The organism is Dactylosporangium sp. NPDC051485 (genome assembly GCF_040682015.1).
Lineage (GTDB): Bacteria > Actinomycetota > Actinomycetes > Mycobacteriales > Micromonosporaceae > Dactylosporangium.
Map to the genome: position 1 here is coordinate 1 of NZ_JBFAZW010000225.1, position 5,241 is coordinate 5,241.

The window sequence follows — 5,241 nt, forward strand, 5'->3', positions numbered from 1 at the left end:
CGCCGCTTGCCCTGCGCTCGCACCGCCGGCCCCCATGGGGTTCTGACCGGGCGCGCCGTCCGGCCCGCGGCGCCTCGCTGGAACCGCCGGACGCCGCCGGGGTCACCCGGCGGCGTCCGGCGAAGCGAGGGCTCAGGCGGCCTCGAACACGCCCGCGTCGACGAGGCGCTTCTCGGTCGCGTCCCAGCCGTCGGCCGGGGTCGCGGTGGCCAGTGCCTGCAGCTCCGCGCGGATCTTGGTGGCGTGACCGGCACCGGCCAGCACCCGGATCTCCTCGATGAAGGCGTCCGAGGTGGTGCTGAGGTGCAGGGTCTTGCCATTGGTCAGGTTGCGCACGTAGACGTGCTTGCCCTTGTTCAGCGGGATGAGGTACTTGAACTCGCCCAGCACGCTGAGGGCACCGGATGCGCCGGCCTGACCGGCGCGGACTGAGGCCCGCGCGGTCTTTGAGGTGTTGCTCGCCACGGCGGGAACTCCTTGTCGAGGCTCGTACGGAAGACAAGGAAGTGTAACAGCTGGTGAGACCGCCCGAAAAAAGCGAGTTACCTCCCACAAGCTCATCCGTTGGACAAATCGGCGGGCCGGTGTAGTCGTTTCTCTGGCGCGCCGACGGCAACATCGTCATCATTGGTCCCAACAGTTACGCCGCCGCGAAGCATGACCCAGCGGAGCACGAGGTCGTAGGGGAAGACGCACCTCGGTCTCCAGGAGGTCTTACGTGCCCACGCGTGGCGTCATATACGTTCACTCGACCCCACTCGCCGTGTCGTCGCACGTGGAGTGGGCGATCGCGCGCGTCCTCGGCACGCCGGTCCGTCTCGAGTGGTCGGTGCAGCCTGTCGAGCCTTCGGCCCGCCGGGCCCAGTGCTCGTGGACCGGCGCGACCGGCACGGGCGGTGAGCTTGCGGCTGCGCTGCGTCAGTGGCCCATGATTCGCTTCGAGGTCACCGAGGAGCCCAGCCCCGGCGTCGACGGCGAGCGCTTCATGCACGTGCCCGGGCGCGGCCTGTTCCGCGGCTCGACGAGCGCCAACGGCGACATCGTGCTGTCCGAGGACCGGCTGCGCGCCCTCGTGGCCGGCGCCCGTGGCTACGACACGCTGGCCCATACCCTGGAGAAGGCGCTCGGCGCGCCCTGGGACGCGGAGCTGGAGCCCTACCGCCACGCCGCCGACGGGGTGCCGCTCACCCTCCTCACTCGCGTGGGCTAGGGCCTGATCTCGGCTGCGTGCGACCCACGGAAGCCGGGCTACCATTTGTAATCGGGCCAGCACGGGACGTGTGCGGCGCCATGGTTGGGCCGGCCCCGGCGAGCAATCCGGGCCCTGCCGCGGCTTCGCCTCTGGAATACAACAGGCCCCGGTTGCGCGTGCATGATTGAGTGGCGGGCGTGCCGAGTCCTGCCCGCCTCCTGCCGTCGTTCGCAGCCCTCGCCCTGTTGCTGGGCGCCTGCTCCGAGGGGACCGCCGAGCCCGGCGACCCGCAGTCGAGCGCCCCGGTCTCGGCCCTGGTCCCGGGCGCACAGGCGGCCGAGATCGCCGCCCGGCTCTCCGATGAGGAGCTCATCGGACAGCTGCTGATGCCCTATGCCTACGGCAACGCCGCCGACAAGGTCTCCTCCGGCTCGGCCACCGCCAACCGCAACTACGCGGGCGCCGCGACCCCGGCCGAGATCGTCAAGAAGTACCACCTGGGCGGTCTGATCCTCGTCTCCACCAGCGCCGACGACCCGACCGCGGGCACCAACAAGACTACCAACGTCGAGTCACCGGCCCAGGTGGCCAAGCTCACCGCCGGCCTGCAGCAGGCGGCCCTGAGCCAGCCGGCCCGGCTGCCCCTGCTGATCGGCACCGACCAGGAGTACGGCCAGGTCACTCGCATCCGCGAGGGCATACTCCAGCTGCCGGCCGCCCTGGCCTTCGGCGCGGCCGGCGACCCGGCGATCACCGAGGCGGCCTGGAAGGCGGCCGGCACGGAGCTGGCCGCCATCGGCCTCAACGTCGACTTCGCCCCCGACGCCGACGTGCTGGGCACCCAGCCCGGCGGGGTGATCGGCTCGCGGTCCTTCGGCAGCGACCCGGCCAAGGTGTCGGCCCAGGTCGCCGCGGCGGTGCGGGGCCTGCAGGCGGCCGGCGTGGCGGCGAGCGTCAAGCACTTCCCAGGCCACGGCCACACCACCACCGACAGCCACAGCAGCCTGCCCGTGCTCAGCCAGAATCTCGACAGCCTGCAGGCGGCCGACCTGCCCCCGTTCGCCGCGGCCCGGGACGCCGGGGTCGGCCTGGTCATGTCCGGCCACCTCGACGTCAAGGCGATCGACCCGGGCGTGCCGGCCTCCTTCTCCAGCAAGGTCCTCGTCGACCTGCTGCGCACCAGGCTCGGCTACCCGGGCGTGGTCGTCACCGACGCGCTGAACATGGCCCCGGCCGAGCAGTGGTCGCCGGGGGAGGCCGCGGTCCGCGCGGTGCTGGCCGGCAACGACATCCTGCTCATGCCGCCCAACCTCTCGGCGGCCCACAAGGGCCTGCTCGACGCCGTGCGTTCGGGCCGGATCACCAAGCAGCGCCTGGTCGAGTCGGCGACGAGGATCCTCGCGCTGAAGCTGAAGCTGGCCGAGGTACCGCGGCCGCCCATGTCCGTCGTGGACAGTGAGTCCGGCCGCGCCACCGCCCGGGCCGGGGCCGCCGCCGCGATCACCGTCCTGCGCGGCCCGTGCGGCGCCCCCCTGGTCACCGGCCCGATCCGGGTCACCTCGGCCGGCGCCGACACCACCCGAGGCGTGCTCGAGGAGGCCCTGCGCCAGGCCGGCGCCGAGGTGGTGACCCAGGGCGGCGCGGAAGTGCGGCTGATCGGCTACGGCCGCGGCTCCGCCGACCTGTCCCAGACCGCCGCCGTCACGGTCGCCCTCGACACCCCGTACGTGCTCGCCTCGGCCAAGAACACCCTCGTCGCGACCTACTCGTCCTCGCGCGTGTCGATGTCGGCGCTCGCCGACGTGCTCATCGGCAAGGCCAAGGCCCCGGGCCGCACGCCCGTCCCGGTACCGGGACTCCCGCCTACGGCGTGTGCAAAAGCGTAGAGACCGCGCGAAGGAGGTCTCCCTGCCGGCGCCGTCGTGGCAGGACCTACAGCGGGATGTTCCCGTGCGCACCCCGCCCGGCGGGCGCCGCCGCCAGCGCGCAGGCCAGCCGGCGGCGGGTGGCGGCCGGCTCCACCACGGAGTCCACCACCCCGATCTCCAGCGCCCGCCCGACCCCGCCGGCCTCCTCGACCTGCGCGGCCACGAGCCGGGCCCGCAGCGCCTCCCGCTCCTCGGGCGCCGCCGCGGCCAGCTTCCTGCGGTGCAGCACGTTCACCGCGGCGCTCGGCCCCATGACCGCCACCTCGGCGCCGGGCCACGCGAAGACCGCCGTGGCGCCGAGCGAGCGCGAGTTCATGGCGATGTACGCCCCGCCGTAGGCCTTGCGCGTGACGAGCGTGACCCGCGGCACCACCGCCTCGGCGAACGCGTGCAGCAGCTTCGCCCCGCGGCGCACCACGCCGTCCCACTCCTGCCCGAGCCCCGGCAGGTACCCGGGCACGTCCACCAGCACGACGAGTGGCACCCCGAACGCGTCGCAGGTCCGCACGAACCGCGCGGCCTTCTCGGCGCTCGCCGCGTCGAGGCACCCGCCCAGGCGCAGCGGGTTGTTCGCCACCACGCCGACCGTCTGCCCGCCGAGGCGCCCCAGCGTGGTCACCACGTTCGGCGCCCACTTGGCGTGCAGTTCCACCCCGGGCCCGTCGAGCAGCGCCCGGACGAGGGGCTTCACGTCGTACGCCCGGTTGGCCTCGGCCGGCAGCAGCGCCCCGAGGTCGGCGTCGGCCACGTCCTCGGCCGCGATCCGCCCCGGCCGCCCCAGCAGCTGCGCCAGCTCCCGGGCGACCCCGAGCGCCGCGGCGTCGTCCTTCGTCGTCACGTGCACGACCCCGGACCGCCGCCCGTGCGGCTCCGGCCCGCCGAGCCGCGCCATGTCCACCTGCTCGCCGGTGACGCTGCGCACCACCTCGGGCCCGGTGACGAAGATCCGCCCCTGCTCGCTCATGATGACGATGTCGGTCAGCGCCGGCCCGTACGCGGCACCCCCTGCCGCCGGCCCGAGCACCACGGAGATCTGCGGCACCCGCCCGGAGGCCCGCACCATGGCCGCGAAGACCTGCCCGACGGCGTCGAGCGCCACCACCCCCTCGGCCAGCCGCGCCCCGCCGGAGTGCCACACCCCGACGACCGGCGCCTGTTCGAGCACCGCCGTGTCGATCGCGTCGACGACCCGCCGGCACCCGGCCTCGCCCATCGCCCCGCCCATGCGCGTGGCATCGGTGGCGAACGCGACGACGCGCACCCCGCCGATCTCACCGCGCCCGGCCAGCACCCCGGAGTCGTCCCGCCCCCCGATGAGCCGAAGCGTCCCCGGATCGAACAGCGCCCGCAGACGCCCCTGCGGATCACGGACATCAACACTCGCGGCGTCGTCGGCCACGAGCCCGGCAACGGACGTCATCGTCACGATCGACTCCAGTTCGGTACAAATCAGGGCAGTATCTCGAACACCCGGCAGCTTGAGCGTTCCCGACACCGCCCCGCCCGGCAGCTCAAACGGCGTTTTGTACAGATAAGTCGGGCGCTGCCACGCCACGACTTATCCGATTTATACCCCGACGGCGCTGAAATCATGAGATTGCGGATAGGCAGCCACTAATCGGGCAAAACCGAAGCGGCGGCGGGACTGCAGCGGCTTCGAGGGCTGGTCCGCGGCGGCGCCGGATCGCGCCCAGTGACGGTCGGGACAGCAGCGCCGGGGCGGCCCGAATGGCTTCGAGGGCCAGTCCACGGTGGTGTCGGATCGCGCCCGGCGACGGCGGGACACCAGCGCCGGGGCGGCCCGGGCGGATCCGCGGCGGCAGGTCGGGTGTGGCGTCGGGCGGCACGCCGGGAAAAGGCAGCACGCCGGGAAAGCAGGGCCCGCGGCGATGCCGGATCGCCGTGCCCGATCGGGCCCGGCAGCCCAGACGTGCGGCCGGTCCGGGCGGTGCCAGCCGCCCGGCGGGCCAGTTGCGGTCCGGGCTCAGTTGCGGGCCGCGGTTCAGGCGCGCCGGTGCCAGTCCCACGGCCGGGTTCGCCGCGCCGGGCGGGCGTTGCGAAATGCGGCCGCGCCGGGCGGGCGTTGCGAAATGCGGCCGCGCCGGGCGCCCAGGTGACCCC

Annotated in this window: 4 protein-coding genes; 2 read left to right on the plus strand and 2 right to left on the minus strand. The window is 73.7% G+C overall.

Annotated elements, in window-relative coordinates; translation table 11 throughout:
* Positions 1–132: 132 nt before the first annotated feature.
* The gene (locus AB0M46_RS50920) at positions 133–465 is read right to left on the minus strand and encodes a hypothetical protein (protein WP_363348926.1); all 333 of its coding nucleotides are present in this window, start codon (positions 463–465) and stop codon (positions 133–135) included.
* Between the two features lie 253 nt (positions 466–718).
* Between AB0M46_RS50920 and AB0M46_RS50925 the strand changes: the two genes are divergently transcribed.
* Both AB0M46_RS50925 and AB0M46_RS50930 read left to right on the plus strand, forming a co-directional pair.
* Positions 719–1,210 carry a DUF3145 domain-containing protein gene (locus AB0M46_RS50925; RefSeq protein ID WP_363348928.1) on the plus strand — a complete coding sequence of 164 codons (492 nt, stop codon included), beginning with the start codon at positions 719–721 and terminating at the stop codon, positions 1,208–1,210.
* Between the two features lie 179 nt (positions 1,211–1,389).
* The gene (locus AB0M46_RS50930) at positions 1,390–3,078 is read left to right on the plus strand and encodes a glycoside hydrolase family 3 N-terminal domain-containing protein (RefSeq protein ID WP_363348930.1); all 1,689 of its coding nucleotides are present in this window, start codon (positions 1,390–1,392) and stop codon (positions 3,076–3,078) included.
* Positions 3,079–3,124: 46 nt separating this feature from the next.
* Here AB0M46_RS50930 and AB0M46_RS50935 read toward each other — a convergent pair whose 3' ends face one another.
* Positions 3,125–4,540, minus strand: coding sequence for a carboxyl transferase domain-containing protein (locus AB0M46_RS50935; RefSeq protein ID WP_363348932.1), 1,416 nt, complete (start codon positions 4,538–4,540; stop codon positions 3,125–3,127).
* Positions 4,541–5,241: the final 701 nt, after the last annotated feature.